General features: G+C 72.9%; 16 protein-coding genes. 13 read left to right on the plus strand and 3 right to left on the minus strand.

Annotated features, from left to right (window positions below; translation table 11 throughout):
* Positions 1-40: 40 nt before the first annotated feature.
* The gene (locus tag DVH02_RS08580) at positions 41-778 is read right to left on the minus strand and encodes a lysophospholipid acyltransferase family protein (RefSeq protein WP_199566208.1); all 738 of its coding nucleotides are present in this window, start codon (positions 776-778) and stop codon (positions 41-43) included.
* 171 nt (positions 779-949) lie between these two features.
* Here DVH02_RS08580 and DVH02_RS08585 point away from each other — a divergent pair, with 171 nt between their 5' ends.
* From DVH02_RS08585 to DVH02_RS08595, 3 genes are all read left to right on the plus strand, one after another.
* A complete protein-coding gene (locus DVH02_RS08585) occupies positions 950-2113 on the plus strand; it encodes a glycerophosphodiester phosphodiesterase (RefSeq protein WP_114623116.1) in 1164 nt (387 codons plus the stop codon).
* 74 nt (positions 2114-2187) lie between these two features.
* Entirely contained in the window at positions 2188-2778 is a 591-nt protein-coding gene (locus DVH02_RS08590) for a sigma-70 family RNA polymerase sigma factor (RefSeq protein WP_114623117.1), read from the plus strand.
* Positions 2779-2814: 36 nt separating this feature from the next.
* Entirely contained in the window at positions 2815-3318 is a 504-nt protein-coding gene (locus DVH02_RS08595) for a GNAT family N-acetyltransferase (RefSeq protein ID WP_114623118.1), read from the plus strand.
* Between the two features lie 150 nt (positions 3319-3468).
* Here DVH02_RS08595 and DVH02_RS08600 read toward each other — a convergent pair whose 3' ends face one another.
* On the minus strand, positions 3469-3921 hold the full coding sequence (locus DVH02_RS08600; RefSeq protein WP_407697605.1) for a hypothetical protein: 453 nt from the start codon (positions 3919-3921) through the stop codon (positions 3469-3471).
* 4 nt (positions 3922-3925) lie between these two features.
* A complete protein-coding gene (locus DVH02_RS08605; protein ID WP_114623119.1) occupies positions 3926-4285 on the minus strand; it encodes a hypothetical protein in 360 nt (119 codons plus the stop codon).
* An 83-nt stretch (positions 4286-4368) separates the two neighbouring features.
* Between DVH02_RS08605 and DVH02_RS08610 the strand changes: the two genes are divergently transcribed.
* From DVH02_RS08610 to DVH02_RS08655, 10 genes are all read left to right on the plus strand, one after another.
* Positions 4369-5016, plus strand: a complete 648-nt coding sequence (locus tag DVH02_RS08610; protein ID WP_114623120.1) for an HAD family hydrolase — start codon at positions 4369-4371, stop codon at positions 5014-5016.
* Positions 5017-5462: 446 nt separating this feature from the next.
* On the plus strand, positions 5463-6506 hold the full coding sequence (locus tag DVH02_RS08615) for a methionine ABC transporter ATP-binding protein (protein ID WP_114623121.1): 1044 nt from the start codon (positions 5463-5465) through the stop codon (positions 6504-6506).
* A complete protein-coding gene (locus tag DVH02_RS08620) occupies positions 6503-7240 on the plus strand; it encodes a methionine ABC transporter permease (RefSeq protein ID WP_114623122.1) in 738 nt (245 codons plus the stop codon). Before DVH02_RS08615 ends, DVH02_RS08620 begins: the two co-directional genes overlap by 4 nt.
* Positions 7241-7335: 95 nt before the next feature.
* Complete coding sequence (locus tag DVH02_RS08625) at positions 7336-8169, plus strand: MetQ/NlpA family ABC transporter substrate-binding protein (protein ID WP_114623123.1); 834 nt, start codon at positions 7336-7338, stop codon at positions 8167-8169.
* A gap of 34 nt (positions 8170-8203) precedes the next feature.
* Positions 8204-9028: a MetQ/NlpA family ABC transporter substrate-binding protein gene (locus tag DVH02_RS08630; protein ID WP_114623124.1), complete on the plus strand. Its 825-nt coding sequence runs from the start codon at positions 8204-8206 to the stop codon at positions 9026-9028.
* Positions 9029-9174: 146 nt separating this feature from the next.
* Positions 9175-9813 (plus strand): GNAT family N-acetyltransferase, encoded by a 639-nt coding sequence (locus DVH02_RS08635; protein WP_114623126.1) that lies wholly within the window; start codon positions 9175-9177, stop codon positions 9811-9813.
* A 115-nt stretch (positions 9814-9928) separates the two neighbouring features.
* Entirely contained in the window at positions 9929-11149 is a 1221-nt protein-coding gene (gene cbiE / locus DVH02_RS08640) for a precorrin-6y C5,15-methyltransferase (decarboxylating) subunit CbiE (protein WP_114623128.1), read from the plus strand.
* A 281-nt stretch (positions 11150-11430) separates the two neighbouring features.
* A complete protein-coding gene (gene cobT, locus DVH02_RS08645) occupies positions 11431-14994 on the plus strand; it encodes a nicotinate-nucleotide--dimethylbenzimidazole phosphoribosyltransferase (RefSeq protein ID WP_114623130.1) in 3564 nt (1187 codons plus the stop codon).
* 220 nt (positions 14995-15214) lie between these two features.
* Positions 15215-16444, plus strand: coding sequence for a uroporphyrinogen-III C-methyltransferase (gene cobA / locus DVH02_RS08650; RefSeq protein WP_114623132.1), 1230 nt, complete (start codon positions 15215-15217; stop codon positions 16442-16444).
* Between the two features lie 119 nt (positions 16445-16563).
* On the plus strand, positions 16564-17409 hold the full coding sequence (locus DVH02_RS08655; RefSeq protein WP_114623133.1) for a TrmH family RNA methyltransferase: 846 nt from the start codon (positions 16564-16566) through the stop codon (positions 17407-17409).
* Positions 17410-17443: the final 34 nt, after the last annotated feature.

Here is a 17443-nt window from a genome sequence, read left to right on the forward strand (position 1 = left end):
TGCCCGCCGCGGTCCGCCGCGGGCCGGGCCCGCGAACCGGCTACGCGGCCTTCGCCTTGGTCGCGTACATGTCCACGTACTCCTGTCCTGACAGCTCCATGACCTCGGTCATCACCGAGTCCGTCACCGCCCGCAGCACATACCGGTCACGGTCCATGCCCTCGTAGCGGGAGAACTCCAGCGGCTCGCCGAACCGCACCGTCACCTTGCCGAAGCGCGGCATGCCAGAGCCGCTCGGCTGGAGCTTGTCCGTACCGATGATCGCGAACGGCACCACCGGCGCGCCCGTCATCAGCGTCAGCCGCGCGATGCCCGTACGCCCCCGGTAGAGCCTGCCGTCGGGGGAGCGGGTGCCCTCCGGGTAGATGCCGAAGACGTTGCCCTGCTCCAGCACCCGGCGGCCGGTCATCAGCGCGGCGACGCCACCCCTGCCGCCGTCCCGCGCCACCGGGATCATGCCGACGCCCGTGAAGAACCAGGCCATCAGACGGCCCTTGAGCCCCTTGCCCGTGACGTACTCGTCCTTGCCGATGAAGAAGACCTGGCGGTCGCAGACCACCGGCAGGACCACCGAGTCGATGAACGTCAGATGGTTCCCCGCGAGGATCACAGGACCGCTCGCCGGAATGTTCTCGGCTCCCTCCACCCGGGCACGGAACACCAGGCGCAAGACCGGTCCGAGCACTGCCTTGATGAGCGTGAAGCGGGACAACGGGTCCTCCGGCGTCGGTGGGGCGGTTGTTGGACGGCCTACTAAATCCCTGCGCCTGAGGACGATACTCCCGGGCCGTGGTGGGCGCACATCCGGTTCACGGACTGGATACGCGCTGTTGACGTGTGTTCGCGCCACGTTCGGACAGGGTCTCCCGTACGGCAGGCACGGACCCCTACGCTCGGCCCGCGTCCGGCGACGAAGGACCGGACGCGGGCCCCCGACGAAGGAGCGTTCATGACACAGGGTGCGCGGAACACGCCCGGCCGGCGGAGCGTACTGGGAGCGGCGGTGCTCGGCTCGGCGGCCCTGGCCCTGACCACCCCGGCACGGGCCGCGGACGGCCCGGCGGCGCACGGCCGCGGCACGGGCTCCGCGCCGGGCGGGGACCTGCCGGTGCCCACGATCGTCGGTCACCGGGGGGCCGGCGGCTACCGTCCCGAGCACACCCTCGGCTCGTACCAACTCGCCCTCGACCTCGGCGCGGACTGCGTCGAACAGGACCTGGTGCCCACCAAGGACGGCCACCTGGTGTGCCGGCACGAGAACGACATCAGCTCCACCACGGACGTCGCCGACCACCCCGAGTTCGCCCACCGCAGGACCACCAAGAGCATCGACGGCACCCGCCTCACCGGCTGGTTCACCGAGGACTTCACGCTCGCCGAGCTGAAGACGCTGCGCGCCACGGAGCGCATCCCGGGCAACCGGCCGAACAACACCCTCTACGACGGCCGCTGGACCGTCCCCACCTTCGAAGAGGTGCTGCGCTGGGCCGACGAGCAGGGCCGCCGCAGGGGCCGCCGGGTCTGGCTCTACACCGAGACCAAGCACCCCACCTACTTCCGGAGCATCGGCCTCGGCCTGGAGGAGCCCTTCGCGAAGCTGCTGCGCGCGTACGGCCGGGACCGCGCCGACTCCGCGATCTTCCTCCAGTCCTTCGAGCCGACCAGCATGCGGCGGATGGCGAAACTGGTCTCCTCGCCCCGCGTCGTCCTGCTCTCCGGGGCGGACACCCGCCCGTGGGACCTCCTGACGAGCGGCGACCCGCGCACGGTCGCCGACCTCGTCACGCCCGAGGGGCTGAAGTGGATCGCGTCCTTCGCGCAGGGGATCGGCCCGACGCTGGACCTGATCATCCCGAGGGACGCGCGGGGCAGGCTGGCCGAGCCCACCACGCTGGTACGCGACGCCCACGCGAAGCGGCTGATCCTGCACCCGTACACGATGCGCAACGAGAACGCGTTCCTGCCCGCCGACTTCCGGCGCGGCAGCGACCCCAACGCGTACGGTGACGTCTTCGGCGCCTTCCGCGCCTACTTCGAACAGGGCATCGACGGCATCTTCACCGACAACCCCGACACCGGTGTGCTGGCGCGGGCGGACTTCGTCAGCCGCTGACCGCGCGTGCCCCGGTCGGGTGATGTGCCCGGCCGGGGCGCAACCGTCGGCCCGTCCGCGTCGTCCCGCCGGGCATGACGCCAGTACGAGCCACCCCGCCCCGTCCGGCGACGCCGGAGCCCACCGCCGCCCCCGCGCCCCACACCGTGGCCGAACTCGTCCGCGCGCTGCTTCCGCTCGTGCGCGCGGAGGCGGCGGCCGAGGCCCCGTCGGCCGGGATGGACCCGGGCGACCTCGAACAGGGCGTCTGGGTAAAGCTGCTGGAGCGGCCGGCCGACGCGGGTACGCCGGGCGACCCGGCCCGGTGGGTGCGGGACGCCGTACGCGCGCAGGCGCGCCGGGCCAGGCGCACCGCAGCCCGCGAACACCGCTACCGCCGCCACGACGAGCCCGCGACCGGTGACGAGTCCGACCCGGAGCGGGCCGCGCTGCGCACCGACCGGCAGCGGACGCTGCGCGCGGCCGTCGGCCGCACCCCGGGCCGCTGCCCGCTCGTCCTGACGGCGATGCTGTCGCCCGCGGACCCCACCTACCGTGAGATCGCCGGGGAGTTGGGTATGTCACAGGGAAGTTTGGGCCCCTTGCGCTCCAGATGTCTGGGATGCCTCCGCCGAATGCTCGCCGCCGAGATTGCGGCCGCTGAACTCGGGGGAAAGGAGCGATAGACAATCGGCGGACAAGTGAGCGGGAGGCATGCACACATGGGCATGAGCGTGACCATCTCAGCGGCGAGTGCGCAGGACGCGGAACAGATCCTGAAGCTCCAGTACCTGTGCTACCAGAACGAGGCGGAGCTGTACGGCGACTACACCATCGAGCCGCTCACCCAGACCCTCGACGACCTGCGGGCCGAACTCGACCGCGGCCACGGCCTGGTGGCGCGCCTGGGCGACGAGGTGGTGGCCTCGGTGCGCGGCTCCGTCGACGCGACGGGCACCGCCCGTATCGCCAAACTGATCGTCCATCCGAGGCTGCGCCGGCACGGCCTCGGCGGGCGGCTCCTGGACGCCATCGAGACGCACTTCGCGGCCGAGCCGGCCGCCCGGCGCTTCCAGCTGTTCACCGGCCACCGCGGCGAGGGCGGCCTACGGCTGTACCGCAGCCGGGGCTACGCGCCCGTCGCGACCGAGGAGGCAGGGCCCAAGGTGCGGCTCGTCACGCTGGAGAAGTCGGCCGGTGCCGGGGCGTACATGGCCAGCGCCTGACGCGCGGGCGGAATCCCCGGCCGCGGACGGACGACGGCGCAGGGGATTCCGCCTCCCGGACCACCTGGGACCAGCCGGACCACCTGGGACCAGCCGGATCACCGGGACCACCTGGGACCACCCGGACCTCCCGGCGGCGCCCCGGGCCCGTCACCGACGCGTCGCCCGCCCGCGCAGCCACAGGATGCCGGTGACGGGCAGCAGCACCGGGATGAAGAGATAGCCCATGCCGTAGTCCGACCAGACCGTCGCGTCGGGGAACGCCGAGGGCGCCACGAGCGTCCAGGTGCCGACGATCAGCACCCCCGCCAGCTCGGCGGCGCAGCACGCCAGCGCGATCCTGCGCGCCGTCTCGCCGCCCCGGACGAGGGTGTACGTGATGAACGCGTAGACGACGGCGGCCACCCCGGAGAGCGCGTAGGCCAGCGGAGCGCGGTCGAACTCGGTGGCGATCTGGTAGGCGGACCGCGAGACCGCGCCGACCGACATCACCCCGTACAGCCACAGCAGCAGCAGCCCCGGCCCCTTGACCAGCCGGACACCCGGCCCCGGACCCGGCCCTGTCCCGGACTCGGAGTCGGACCCGGGCACCTCGGTCGTCATGTCGTCAGCCTTTCCAGATGTCATGGAGCCGCACCTCCAGCACCGCCAGCACGACCGCACCCGCCGCGACCGTCACCGAGCCCCAGCGGGTCCGCTCGGTGAGCGAGAGGAAGCCGGCGGCCGGCACGGCGAAGAGCGCGCCGATCAGGTACGAGACGAAGATCACCGAGCCGTCGTGCGCCTGCTCGCCGCGAGCCAGCCGCACGACCCCGACCACCAGCTGGGCCAGTGCCAGCACCGTCACCACGGCCATGCCGATGAAGTGCCAGTCCTTCGTGGGCTGGTCCCGGTAGGCGGCGTGCGCGCACCAGGCGGCGAGAGCGAGAGCGGCCACGGAGAGGGCGACCGTCAGGGCGACGAGCATGGCCCTGAGCGTATTACGGGGTAAGGCGCGCGAAGCGCGCACCCCCGCACGGCCGCCTCCCGCCGCCACGTAGGGTCGGTCCAATGACGATCCACGCCGAAGCCCTGCTGTTCGACAACGACGGAACCCTCGTCTCCTCCCTGGCCTCGGTGACCCGCTGCTGGACCCGATGGGCGCAGGAGTACGGCATCACGGCCGAGGAGTTCGCCCGGGTCGGGCTGCACGGCCGCCCCGCCGCCGAGATAGCCGCCGACCTGCTGCCCGCCGACCGGGTCGACGAAGCCGTGGCCCGCATCGAGCAGCTGGAGGTCGACGACGTCGCCGGGGGCGTCGTGCTCCTGCCCGGCACCGCCGAGCTGCTCGCGGCCCTGCCCGCCGAGCGCTGGGCCGTGGTGACCTCGGCGACCCGGCGGCTGGCCGAGGCGCGGCTCGGCGCGGTGGGCCTGCGGCCCAAGACGATGGTCGTCGCGGACGACATCACCCGGGGGAAGCCCGACCCGGAGCCCTATCTGCTCGGGGCCGCGCGCCTCGGGGTGGACCCGGCGCGCTGCGTGGTCTTCGAGGACGCTCCCGCGGGGCTCGAATCCGCGCGCGCCGCCGGAATGCGGACCGTGGCCTTGACCACAACGCACGACCGATCCGAGCTGGACGCCGACCTGGTCGTACCCGATCTCTCCGCCCTGTCCGTGCAGGTCACCGCAGGGGGCGTGGAGATCCGCGGCGCAGCCTGAAGGCGGCCTCCCGGCCCGGTGCCCCGGGCCGGGGTGTCCATATGACGTAATGAATCGTCCCGCTATGCGGACAACCTCGATCGCGCCCCCCTTCGGTCTGTTTTACTTACCGCATGACCACGACGAGCCACCGCGCCCCCGCGACCGAGGCGATCACCACGCCCGGTGCTCGTTGTCTGTGTCGAATGTGCGCCATCTGAGGGCCCCTGCCTGAGCCTCGCGCCCCGAAGCGAGACCCGACAGCCCCGCGCGGCCGCCCCCCTTCCGTACGCCATGAAGCCCCTGCCGTCAGCCAGGGACGTCGACGGCGCCCGGCCAGGACCGCCCCCGCGCACCCGCCGGCTCACCGGTCACCCACCGCGACGCCGACGTGCTGCGCGGCCATGATGAATGCCCCGTGCCGGCGTACCCCCCGCCGCGCACTCGACAGTGACGGATACCCCTCTGTGATCACCACTACGGGCCTGACGAAGGTTTACCGGTCCAGCCAGTCGCGAGGCCGTGAGGTCACCGCGCTCGACGGCGTCGACCTGCACGTCCGGGAGGGCGAGGTCTTCGGTGTCGTGGGACAGAGCGGCGCCGGGAAATCCTCCCTCATCCGCTGCGTCAACCTCCTCGAACGCCCCACCTCGGGCACCGTGACCGTGGCGGGCCAGGACCTCACCGCCCTCGCGGGACGGGGCCGCCGGGCGGGCACGGAGCTGCGCCGGGCGCGCAGCTCGATCGGCATGGTCTTCCAGCACTTCAACCTGCTGTCCTCCCGCACGGTCAAGGACAACGTCGAACTCCCGCTGGAGATCCTCGGCGTCAGCGGCCAGGACCGCTCCCGCCGCGCCCTCGAACTGCTGGACCTGGTCGGTCTCGGCGACAAGGCCAAGGCGTACCCGGCCCAGCTCTCCGGCGGCCAGAAGCAGCGCGTCGGCATCGCACGCGCCCTGGCGGGCAACCCCAAGGTGCTGCTCTCCGACGAGGCGACCAGCGCGCTCGACCCCGAGACCACCCGCTCCATCCTCCAGCTCCTGCGCGACCTCAACCGGCAGCTCGGGCTGACGGTGCTGCTCATCACGCACGAGATGGAGGTCGTCAAGACGATCTGCGACTCGGCGGCGCTCATGGAGAAGGGCCGTATCGTCGAGTCCGGCACGGTCGCCGAGGTCCTCGCCACCCCCGGCTCCGCGCTCGCCGCGGCGCTCTTCCCGGTCAGCGGCGACGCCTCGGGCGACGACCGCACCCTCGTCGACGTGACCTTCCACGGCGACGCCGCGACCCGGCCCGTCATCTCGCGGCTCGCCCGCGTCTACAACATCGACATCTCGATCCTCGGCGCCGCGATGGACACCGTCGGCGGCAAGCAGGTCGGCCGGATGCGCATCGAGCTGCCCGGCCGCTACGAGGAGAACGTCGTGCCCATCGGATTCCTGCGCGAGCAGGGGCTCCGGATCGAAGTCCTGGGCCAGGAGCCCGAACCGGCGAAGGACGGTGCCAAGTGACCTGGTCCGAGATGCAGCCACTGCTCGCACAGGCGTGTTGGGACACGCTCTACATGGTCGGCTGGTCCACCCTCATCGCGATCGTCGGCGGTCTGCCGCTCGGCATCCTGCTCGTCCTCACCGACCGCGGCGGACTGCTCCAGAACACCGTGGCGAACAGGGTGATCGGACAGATCGTGAACGTCGCCCGCTCCATGCCGTTCATCATCCTGATGGTCGCGCTGATGGGCTTCACACGGATGATCACCGGGACGACGATCGGCCGCGAGGCCGCCATCGTCCCCCTCGCCGTCGGCGCCATCCCCTTCTTCGCCCGCCTCGTCGAGACGGCCGTCCACGAAGTGGACGGCGGACTGGTCGAAGCCGTGCAGTCGATGGGCGGCAGCACCTGGACCATCGTCCGCAAGGTCCTCGTACCCGAATCGCTGCCGTCGCTGATCTCCTCCGCGACCACCACCGTCGTCGCTCTCATCGGCTACTCGGCCATGGCGGGCACCGTCGGCGCCGGTGGCCTCGGCGACATCGCCATCCGCTACGGCTACCAGCGATTCGAGACCGGAATGATGTGGATCACCGTGGCGATCCTCGCCGTGGTCATCTCCCTCATCCAGTTCGCCGGGGACTACAGCGCCCGGCGGCTGCGCCGGCGCGGCGGCCACTCAGGGGCGGCGCCGAAGCTCCGGCTGCTCAAGGCCGGGAAGCCCGCGAAGGCCGAAGCGGACCAGGCCGCCTGACCGCCACCCCGCCCCCTCACCACCCCATACGACGGCGCGTCGCGCCGGACCCTGCCGTTCGCGGGGTCGAGACACCTTCAGGAAAGGCACTTTTCGTGCGTAACGTCACCAAGGTCACCACCGCCGTCCTCGCCGCCGGCGCCCTCACCTTCGGCCTCACCGCCTGCGGCTCGGACAAGGACTCCGACTCCGCCTCCGACAGCGGCGGCCCGCTCATCGTCGCCGCGAGCCCCACCCCGCACGCCGAGATCCTCGACTTCGTCAAGGACAAGCTGGCCAAGAAGGCCGGACTCGACCTGGAGGTCAAGGAGTTCACCGACTACGTCACGCCGAACACGGCGACCGAGGACGGGTCGGTGGGCGCCAACTACTTCCAGAACCAGCCCTACCTGGACGACTTCAACAAGAAGAACGGCACCCACATCGTGCCCGTCGTCACGGTGCACCTGGAGCCGCTCGGCCTCTACTCCCACAAGATCAAGAGCGTCGACGAACTCAAGAGCGGCGCCACCGTCGCCGTCCCGAACGACACGGTCAACGAGGCGCGGGCGCTCAAGCTCCTCGCCACCAACGGCCTCATCACCCTCAAGGACGGCGCGGGCAACGACGCGACCATCAAGGACATCGCGAAGAACGACAAGAAGCTCAAGTTCAAGGAGCTGGAGGCGGCCCAGACCCCGCGCTCCCTGGACGACGTGGACGCCGCCGTGATCAACGGCAACTACGCCATCTCCTCCGACCTCAAGCCCTCGAAGGACGCCCTCGTCCTGGAGTCCGCGAAGAACAACCCGTACGGCAACTTCCTCGCCGTCAAGGAAGGCAACGAGAAGGACCCGCGCGTCGAGAAGCTCGCCAAGCTCCTCACCTCGCCCGAGGTCAAGAAGTTCATCGAGGACAAGTACGCCGGCTCCGTCATCCCCTCCTTCTGACCCCGCCTCAGCCGACCTCGGAGGAACGCCCACGATGCGTAGCGTCATCCCGGCGGCAGCCGCCGCGCTGACCCTCGGCCTCGGCCTGACCGCGTGCGGTTCGGGCCAGGACACCGGCGGCGGTGACACCGACACCCTGGTCGTCGGCGCCACCGCCGTACCGGCGGGCGAGGTCCTCTCGTACATCGAGAAGAACCTCGCCGCCAAGGCCGGCCTCAAGCTGGAGATCAAGGAGTTCACGGACTACGTCCTGCCGAACACCGCGCTCCAGGAGGGCTCGCTCGACGCGAACCTCTACCAGAACAAGCCCTTCCTCGACGAGTTCAACGCCTCCAAGGGCACCGACCTGGTGCCGGTGGTCCAGGCGTACCTGCCGCCCATGGGCGTGTACTCGAAGAAGATCACGGACATCGCCCGGCTCGCGGACGGCGCCACCGTCGCCGTGCCCAACGAGACCACCAACGAGGGACGAGCCCTCAAACTCCTCGCCGCCAAGGGGATCATCACGCTCAAGGAGGGCGCGGGAACGACCGCCTCCCCCGCGGACGTGGCGAAGAACCCGAAGCACCTGAAGTTCAAGGAGCTGGAGCCCGCCCAGCTTCCGCGCTCCCTGGACGACGTCGACATCGCCGTCATCAACAACAACTACGCCCAGGACGCCGGGCTCAGCCCCGCCGAGAACGCCATCCTCGTCGAGTCCGCGCAGAACAACCCCTACGCGAACGTCCTGGCCGTCAAGAAGGGCGACGAGCACGACCCCCGGATCGAGAAGCTCGCCAAGCTCCTCACCTCGCCCGAGGTCGTGAAATTCATCGAGACCACGTACAAGGGCTCGGTCCTGCCCGTCACTTCGGGCTGACCGCCCAGGCCGCTCCACGAGGTCCGCGCCGCCACCCGGTGCGGACCCCGTGGTGTGACCGGCCCTGCCTTGCTGCCATGCTGGGCAGTTCAGCAGGCCCGAAGGTTCACCCGGGCCCGACGGTTCCCGAGGTTACGGAGCGGCGCATGGTCAGCACCTTCCCCAACATCTCCATCAGCACGGAGCGGTTGGTGCTGCGCCCCTTCGAACCGGCCGACATTCCGGCGCACATCGAGATGATGAACGACGAGATGGTCACCGCCTGGACCTCCGTGCCGCACCCCTACACCCGCGAGGACGCCGAGCGGTGGGTCGGCTCCATCGCCCCCGCCGAGCGGCTCCAGGGACACGGAATCGCCTTCGCCGTCATCGAGTTCCTCACCCAGCGGCTGGTCGGCGTCGTCCGGCTGCGCCGCACCAACTGGCACGCGCTCGCCACCGAGGCCGCCTACGTCACCGCCCCCTGGGCCCGCGGCGAGGGATACGCCACCGAATCGGCCCTCGCCGTCGCCCAATGGCTCTTCCGCGACCAGAAGTTCGAGCGCATCGAAGTGCGCACTCCCGCCGACAACACCGCCTCCCAGCAGGTCGCCCAGAAGATCGGCTGCATCAGCGAGGGCGTCCTGCGCAACGCGTGGATAGCGCGGACCCAGACCGAGGACGGCGGCTGGACCGACATCCGCACCGACCTCCTCGTCTGGAGCCTGCTGCCCGAGGACCTCGAAGGCGTCGCCGAACAGATGGCGGACGCCGGCGGCTACGCGTCCTTCACCGACTGGAACTGACGGCAGCCACCCACAGCCGGGACCGGTACTCTCACCCTGCCCCTCCCAGCGCCCCGCCCCACCACGCGCCGGTCACGCCCCGCCCGACCACGACAACTCCAGGAGACTGACGACGATGGCCGACCGCGTCACGGTGATCGGCTGGGACGGCTCGCCCCTGACCGCCGCCGCCAGGTCCGCCCTCGGGGCGGCGACCCTGGTGGCCGGAGCCGCCCACCATCTCGCTCTCCCCGAGGTACCCGCCGACGCCGAACGCATCCGGCTCGGCTCCATCGACCTGGCCGCCCGCAGGATCGCCGGACACCGGGGCAGCGCCGTGGTCCTGGCCGACGGCGACCCGGGCTTCTTCGGCGTCGTACGCACCCTGCGCGCCCCCGAACACGGCCTGGAGGTCGAAGTCGTGCCCGCCGTCTCCGCCGTGGCGAGCGCCTTCGCCCGCGCCGGGATGGCCTGGGACGACGCCCAGGTCGTCGTCGCCCACCGCCGTACGCTGCGCCGCGCCGTCAACGTCTGCCGGGCGCACACCAAGGTCGCCGTCCTCACCTCGCCGGGCGCCGGGCCCGCCGAACTCGCGCTGCTCCTCGAAGGAGTCCACCGCACCTTCGTCATCTGCGAGGAGCCCGGCACCGACCGCGAACAGGTCACCGTCCTGACCTCGGACAAGGCCGCCGACCACGTCTGGCGCGACCCCAACGTCGTGATCGTCATCGGCGGCATCGGCGCCGCCGTCTCCCCGTCCGGGGGCTGGATCGCCGGGCGCGACCCCGGCTATCCGCCGGCCGTGCGCGGCTGGGCGCTGCCGACCGCGGAGTACGGCATCGACCTGGACGAGGGCGAGTCGACCTGGCTGCGCGCCGCCCAGCTCGCCAGGATCGGCGCCAGGACCGGCGACCTCATCTGGGACATCGGCTCCGGCAGCGGTGCCCTCGCCGCCGAGGCCGCCCGCTTCGGCGCCGCCGTGATCGCCGTGGACGGCGAGGCGGGCGCCTGCGCCAGCACGGCCGCCGCCGCCCGCCGCGCCGGCGTCCAGCTCCAGGTGGTCCAGGGCCGCGCCCCGCACGTGCTGGAACGGCTGCCGGAACCCGACGTCGTACGGATCGGCGGCGGCGGTATCGACGTCGTCGTCGCCTGCGCCGACCGCAGGCCGGAACGCATCGTCACCCACGCGGCGACCAGGGACGAGGCGGAAGCTGTCGGACGGGCCCTCGCGGAGGGCGGTTACGCGGTGGAGTGCACCCTGCTCCAGTCCGTCGAACTGGACACCGGAGCCTGGTCGGAACGCGAGCGTTCCGTCGTCTTCCTGGTCTCGGGACGGCGACCCGAGAACGCCCCCTGACCCCGCCGCCGGGCCGCGCGAGGTAGGCTGGCCGATCGTTGTACCGCAGCCGGGCGTTCGTCGCTTCGTTCGTCAATGTCCGGAAAAGGGGCCCGTTTTGGGTGCTGATGTGGTACGGCGGTAACCGGGGGGACGCGCGACGTGGCGCAGCCCACAGCAGGCTGTCGTGCGTGCCGCACGGCGCCCACGCTCGTTGTTGATGACGGACGCCCGAAGCGTCGCGGATCGGGCGCCCCGGTTGATGGGCCGAAGGAGCAGATTCACATGGGCGAGGGGTACGCATGACTGACACCGGCCAGGTCCCGGGCGAGGGACTGCCGGAGAACGCAGGCATGGTGGAGCGGCCGGACACCCCGGCTCCCGGCGCGTACACCTACCTGGACTCCGTCGAGCCCGTCCCCGAGGACGAGGGCATCCTGCTGATGCCGAGCGTGCAGGGTGGCTGGAACAACCCGCAGGTGATCCCCGCCGAGACGGCGGCCTACGCCGCACCCGCCGGATACGCCGTGCCGGACGGTTACCCGGCCCCCGAGGGGTACGCGGCGCCCGAGGGCTACCCGGCCCCCGAGGGGTACGCACAGGCCCCAGAGGGTTACGCGGCACCCGTCGCCGAGGCGTACGCGGCCCCCGAACAGCCCGGTGTGCGGCCCCAGGTGCCGCAGGCACCGCCCATAGAACAGCCGGCGCCGACGGCGGAGCCGGTCCCGCCGGCCCAGGCGGAGGTCCAGCCGCAGGCGCCGGACGTGTACGAGGCGCCGCCCGAGCCCGTCGCCGAGGCCGTGGCCGAGCCGGTGGCGGTCGCCGCGGAGCAGCAGCAGGCCGCCCCCGCCGACCCGGAGCGGGCCCCGCACCAGCCGGGCGCGCACGAGGCCGGGGGCCGCGACACCGGTTCGGTGGACCTCAACGGCGTCCGTATCCCACCCCCCGCCCAGGCCGCCGCGCGGCCGCAGGCCACGGCCCCCGCCGCCGCGCCCGCTCCGCCGCGCAGACCGCTGCACATGGGCCCGCCGGTGCCCGACCCGACGGGCGGCGTGGTGCGCTCGCTGGCCGACCGGGGTCCTGCGGGCGCGCGGACCCAGGCCGTCCGTACGCAGCCGCAGGTTCAGGTCCAGCCGCAGGTCCGGACGGAGGCTCCGCCCGTGGCCGCCGAGCCGCAGGCGGCGGAGGCCCCGGTCGAGGACCCGGCCGTTCTGCCGGGCCCGCAGCTCGGTGAGATCCCCGACCTCCCGGCTCAGCCGGAGCCGGTGGCCGAGGCCGAGGCCGAGATGACGGCCGAGGAGGCCGCGCCGGAGCCGGAAGCCGTGCCCGAGGCGGTCGTGTCGGAGACGGTCATGCCCGAGGCGGTCGTGTCGGAGCCCGTTGTGCCGGAGCCGGAGCCGGAGTCGGTGCCCGAGGCGGCCGTGCCCGAGGCGGCCGCCGCCCCGGAACCCTCAGCAGAAACGGTCGCCCCGGCGCCGGAGGACGCCCCGGAAGCGGAGGCCGAAGCGGAGCCGGTGGCGGTGGCGCGGGAAGCCGAGCCAGAGGCGGAGGCCCCGACCGCTCCCGAGGAGGCCCCGGTGGCGCAGGCACCCGCCCCCGAGCCGGAGCCCGCGCCGGAACCGGAGGCCGAGGTCCAGGCCGAGGTCCAGGCCGAGCCGATCGCCCCGGAACCCGAAACCGGGTCAGCACCGGAACTTGTCGCCGAACCCGCCGCAGAATTCGTCGTCGTGGCGGAACTCCCGCACCCCGGGCAGGAGGCAGCGCCCGAGGCCGCCGTGGAGCCCGAGGCCGCGCCTCAGCCCGAGCCCGCCCCGGCGCCGGTGGCCGCCGATGCTCCCTCCACCGTCGAGCCGGTGGCCGAGGCACAGGCCCCGGCGGAGCCGTCGCCCGAGCCCCTAGCCGCACAGGACGCGCCCGTACCGGAACCTGTACCGGAAGCCGTAGCGGAACCCGAGCCCGCCCCCGCCCCCGCCGCGTCGGCACAGGCCGCTCCCGAGCCCGACCAGGCAGTGGCCCCCGACCAGGCAGTGGCCCCGGAGCAGACCGCCGCCCCGGAGCAGAGCGCGGATCCCGAGCAGGTGGTCCCCGAGCAGGCCGTCGCCGAGGCCGAGGCCGAGCCGCCCGCCGAGGGCACGGCCGCCGCCTCCGGGTACGACGACGCCGAGCGCGACGCCGTCCTCCGTGTGATGCGCGAGCGCCGGGACATCCGTAACGGCTTCCGCTCCGACCCGATCCCGCACGAGGTGCTGCTGCGCGTCCTGGAGGCCGCGCACACGGCGCCCAGCGTGGGCCACTCGCAGCCCTGGGACTTCGTCGTCATCCGCTCCGCCGAGACTCGGCGGGCCATGCACGAACTGGCCCAGCGGCAGCGCGACGCGTACGCCACGTCGCTGCCCAAGGGGCGGGCCAAGCAGTTCAAGGAACTGAAGATCGAGGCCATCCTCGACACCCCGGTCAACATCGTCGTCACCGCCGACCCCACGCGCGGGGGCCGGCACACCCTCGGCCGGCACACCCAGCCGCAGATGGCGCCGTACTCCTCCGCGCTCGCCGTCGAGAACCTCTGGCTCGCCGCCCGCGCCGAGGGACTCGGCGTCGGCTGGGTCAGCTTCTTCGACGAGCGCGAGATGGTCCGCGCGCTGGGGCTGCCCGAACACCTCGAAGTCGTGTCGTACCTCTGCGTCGGATACGTCGACGAATTCCCCGAGGAGCCCGAGCTGATGCAGGCGGGCTGGGCGAAGCGCCGCCCGCTCTCCTGGGTCGTCCACGAGGAGACGTACGGCCGCCGGGCCCTGCCGGGCGAGGAGCCGCACGACCTGCTCCAGGAGACCGTCGCCGGGATCCGTCCGCTGGACGCCAAGGCGCTGGGCGAGGCGTGGGAACGTCAGAAGCGCATGACGAAACCCGCCGGCGCGCTCGGCATGCTGGAGATCATCTCCGCGCAGCTCAGCGGGTTGTCACGCATGTGCCCGCCGCCGATCCCCGAGCCCGCCGCCGTCGCGATCTTCGCGGGTGACCACGGCGTGCACGCCCAGGGCGTCACCCCGTGGCCGCGCGAGGTCACCGGCCAGATGGTCGCGAACATCCTGGGCGGCGGCGCGGTGTGCAACGCGTTCGCCAACCAGGTGGGCGCCGAGGTCTGCGTCGTGGACGTCGGCGTCGCGAGCGACCTCCCCGCCACCCCGGGCCTGCTGCCCCGCAAGGTCCGCGCCGGAACCGCCGACTTCACGACGGGCCCCGCCATGACCCGCGAGGACGTCCTCGCGGCGATCGAGGTCGGCATCGAGACGGCGCGCGACCTGGTGGCCGCCGGTAACAAGGCCCTGCTCACCGGTGAGATGGGCATCGCCAACACCACCGTGTCGGCCGCGCTGATCTCCGTCTACACCGGCCAGGACCCGGCGGAGGTCACCGGACGTGGTACGGGCATCAACGACGAGACGCACGCCCGCAAGGTCGACGTCGTACGCCGCGCCCTCGACTTCCACCGGCCCGACCCCGCCGACCCCATCGGCGTGCTCGCGGCGGTCGGCGGCCTCGAACACGCCGCCCTGGTGGGCTTCCTGCTGGGCGGCGCGTCCATGCGTACGCCGGTCCTGCTCGACGGCGTGAGCGCGGGCGCGGCGGCACTGGTCGCCCGCGCGGTCGCCCCCGAGGCGCTCGCCGCCTGCATCGCGGGCCACCGCAGCGCCGAGCCCGGCCACGTGGCCGCCCTCAACAAGCTCGGTCTGCGCCCGCTCGTCGACCTCGACCTGCGCCTGGGCGAGGGCACCGGGGCGCTCCTGGCGCTCCCGGTGATCCAGAGCGCGGCGCGCGCGATGCACGAGGTGGCGACGTTCGACTCGGCGGGGGTAACGGAGAAGTAGCGGCGCCGTCCGGCGACGGCGGGGCGCGTTTCTGGCTGGGCCGGGTGTCGGGTGCGGGGCGCCGCCGGGGCGGGCCGGGGTGTGTTGCCGGCGTGGGCCGGTGCCCGTGCGCGGGCCGTCGCCGGATGCCCCACCGCACCGCACCCCCCGCCCCTGACCCACGTAAAGTGGGCACGGGACCCAGAACCCCGTCCCACCGCCCCAAGGAGTCCCCACCGACATGGCCCAGCACGTCGAGCACCACGCCTACCCCGTCGGACTCCGCCTTTCCGGGCGGCGCGTTGTCGTCGTCGGTGGCGGTCAGGTCGCCCAGCGCAGGCTGCCCGCGCTCGTCGCGGCGGGCGCCGACGTGGTGCTGGTCTCACCGTCGGCGAAGGCGTCCGTCGAGGCCATGGCGACGGCCGGGGAGATCCGCTGGGAGCGCCGCGGGTACCGGGAGGGCGACCTCCAGGACGCCTGGTACGCGCTGATCGCGTCCAGCGACCCCGACGCCAACCGCACCGCGTCCGCCGAGGCCGAACGCTCCAGGATCTGGTGCGTACGCAGCGACGACGCCGAGGCCGCCACCGCGTGGACGCCCGCGACCGGTCGCAGCGAGGGCGTCACCGTCGCCGTGCTCACCGGCCGGGACCCGCGCCGCTCCGCCGCCGTGCGGGACGCCGTCGTGGAGGGGCTGCGCGACGGCACGCTCGCCGCGCCGCACCACCGCAGCCGCGCCCGTACGCCCGGAGTCGCGCTCGTCGGCGGCGGGCCCGGCGACCCGGACCTGATCACGGTGCGCGGCCGCAGGCTGCTCGCCGAGGCGGACGTGGTGATCGCCGACCGCCTGGGCCCGCGCGACCTGCTGAACGAGCTGCCGCCGCACGTCGAGTTGATCGACGCGGCCAAGATCCCGTACGGCCGCGCGATGGCGCAGGAGGCGATCAACGACGCGCTGATCGAGCACGCGAGGGCGGGCAAGGCCGTGGTGCGCCTCAAGGGCGGCGACCCGTTCGTGTTCGGGCGGGGGATGGAGGAGGTCCACGCGCTCGCGGCGGCGGGCATCGCGTGCACGGTCGTACCGGGCATCTCCAGCTCGATCAGTGTGCCGGGCGCCGCCGGGATCCCGGTGACACACCGGGGGGTGGCCCATGAGTTCACCGTGGTCAGCGGCCATGTGGCGCCCGAGGACGCGCGCTCGCTGGTCGACTGGGCGGCGCTCGCCAAGCTGCGCGGCACGATCGTCGTGCTGATGGGCGTGGACAAGATCGGCTCCATCGCCCGCGCGCTGATGGAGCACGGCAAGGCGCCCGAGACCCCTCTCGCCCTGATCCAGGAGGGCACCACGGCGGCTCAGCGCCGGGTGGACGCGACGCTCGCGACGGTCGCGGAGGTGGTACGGGCGCAGGAGGTACGGCCCCCGGCGGTCATCGTGATCGGCGACGTGGTGGCGCTCGGCGACGGCGGATAGCGCACCGGACACCGCACCACCCACCGCACCCGACACCGCACCGCACGCGACACCGCACCGCACTGAACCCGACACCGCACCGCACGCGACCCCCACCCTCCACCGAACAGGGCAGACCCGTGGCCGAACCCATCACCGTCGACGACCCCGAGGACCCGCGCCTGCGCGACTACACCGGACTGACGGATGTCGAGCTGCGGCGCAGGCGGGAGCCCGCCGAGGGGCTGTTCATCGCCGAGGGCGAGAAGGTCATCCGCCGCGCGGAGCAGGCGGGTTACGCGATGCGGTCGATGCTGCTCTCGGCGAAATGGGTCGGCCCGCTGCGCGACGTCATCGACGCGGCGAGCGCCCCGGTGTACGTGGTCGACCCGGAGCTGGCGGAGCGCGTCACCGGCTACCACGTGCACCGCGGCGCCCTCGCGTCGATGGCGCGCAAGCCGCTGCCCCCGGTGGACGAGGTGCTGCGCACGGCGTGGCGGGGCGGGGCGGGGGAGGAGCCCGCGGTGCGGCGCGTCGCGCTGTTCGAGGACATCGTCGACCACGCCAACCTGGGCGCCGCCTTCAGGAACGCCGCGGCCCTGGGCGTGGACGCCGTACTCCTCAGCCCGCGTTGCGCCGATCCGTTCTACCGGCGGTCCGTGAAGGTCTCGATGGGCGCGGTGTTCCAGGTGCCGTGGACCCGTCTGGAGTCCTGGCCCGGCGAGGTCGCGACGCTGCGCGCCGCGGGGTTCACGGTGGCCGCGCTCTGTCTGAGCGACCGGGCGATCACCCTGGACGAACTGGCCGCGCGGGACGACGAGCGGCTGGCCCTGGTCTTCGGCACCGAGGGCGCCGGGCTCACACCGGGGATCCTCGACGCCGCCGACGCGCACGTCCGTATTCCGATGGACGCGGGTGTCGACTCGCTCAATGTGGCGGCGGCGTCGGCGGTGGCTTTCTACGCGACGCGCCCCCGGCCGAGCTGAGCGCCCGAGCCGGCCCGGCACACCACGGGCGTCG

Origin of the sequence: Streptomyces corynorhini (assembly GCF_003346515.1) — a bacterium.
Classification (GTDB): Bacteria; Actinomycetota; Actinomycetes; order Streptomycetales; family Streptomycetaceae; genus Streptomyces; species Streptomyces corynorhini.